The following is a 1,325-nucleotide window of genomic DNA, read 5'->3' on the forward strand; positions in this document are numbered from 1 at the left end:
GACACACTGTTATTCACTTTTGGAGCAACTAGCTCAATAAGTGCAGCAACCTTAACATTTGCTAGAGGTAACTCTGGGTGGGTTTGTACTAACAGTAAACAAGCAACGATCCCTCTAGATGGCTGTGTGTAGTGCTAACCAACCTCCCAACAGTTCTCCGTCAGGCTAACTTACTTAGCCTGACTCAAGAACAAGCCGTTGCGGAACATGTACAAGCTTCAGGTATTTCTACACCTGAAGCTTTGCTCACTCTGGGCTTATTCACCGGCGAGAGCCTCGCTAATAACATCAAAACCATTTTCGGTTTGCCGTTAGTGCAACTGGCCAATACTGACTATGAAATCTTGTGTGACCAATTGGGACTTCGAGAATTGATCACTAAGTATCGTGCTATCCCAGTTGTTCTCACTAACTCTACTCTCACGCTCGCCTCTGCCGATCCAACCGACTTGCAAGCTGAAGACGATTTTAGATTCGCGACTGGATTGCAGATAGAACTCGTTGTCGCTAACTATTCAGAATTAGAAGGCGCCATACGAAAGCTGTATGGTCGCTCTATTTCCGGGCAAGACTCTAAGCGCAAAGAGATCACCCAAGATGAGCTCGCCAATCTTGTTGAAGTCTCTGACGATGAAATGAGTTCAATTGAAGATCTCAGTCAAGACGATTCCCCTGTCAGTCGATTTATCAATCAGATACTGGTTGATGCGGTGCGTAAAGGTGCATCAGACATCCACTTCGAACCTTATGAAGAAAACTACCGAGTGCGTCTGCGTTGCGATGGCATTCTTGTTGAGGTCCAACAGCCCGCGTCTCATTTAAGCCGTCGGTTATCCGCTCGTTTAAAGATTCTCGCCAAACTTGATATCGCTGAACGTCGCTTACCTCAAGACGGCCGTATTAAGCTGCGTTTGAACGACGAGCTGGCGATCGATATGCGTGTGTCGACTCTACCGACATTGTGGGGAGAAAAGATCGTACTGCGTCTTCTAGACAGCAGCGCAGCCAATTTAGATATCGATAAATTAGGTTACAGCGAGGATCAAAAAGCGCTCTATCTCAATGCCCTAAAACGCCCGCAAGGGATGATCTTAATGACTGGGCCCACAGGCAGTGGCAAAACGGTCTCTCTTTACACTGGACTTCGCATGCTTAACACCTCTGAGCGTAATATCTCAACAGCTGAAGATCCGGCGGAGATCAACCTGTGTGGTATCAATCAGGTACAGGTGACGCCAAAGATCGGTTTTGGGTTTGCCGAAGCACTACGATCGTTCTTGCGACAAGATCCTGATGTAGTGATGGTCGGTGAGATCCGTGATTTA

At 47.2% G+C, this 1,325-nt stretch carries 1 protein-coding gene; it reads left to right on the top strand.

Annotation, left to right across the window (positions count from 1 at the left end; all coding sequences use genetic code 11):
* Positions 1-131: 131 nt before the first annotated feature.
* Positions 132-1,325, top strand: a 1,194-nt coding sequence (locus AB4653_RS20040) for an ATPase, T2SS/T4P/T4SS family (RefSeq protein ID WP_372105141.1), incomplete at its 3' end; no start/stop codon positions are given.

It is taken from the genome of Vibrio sp. 10N.222.48.A3, assembly GCF_041475345.1.
GTDB classification, from domain to species: Bacteria; Pseudomonadota; Gammaproteobacteria; order Enterobacterales; family Vibrionaceae; genus Vibrio; species Vibrio tasmaniensis_A.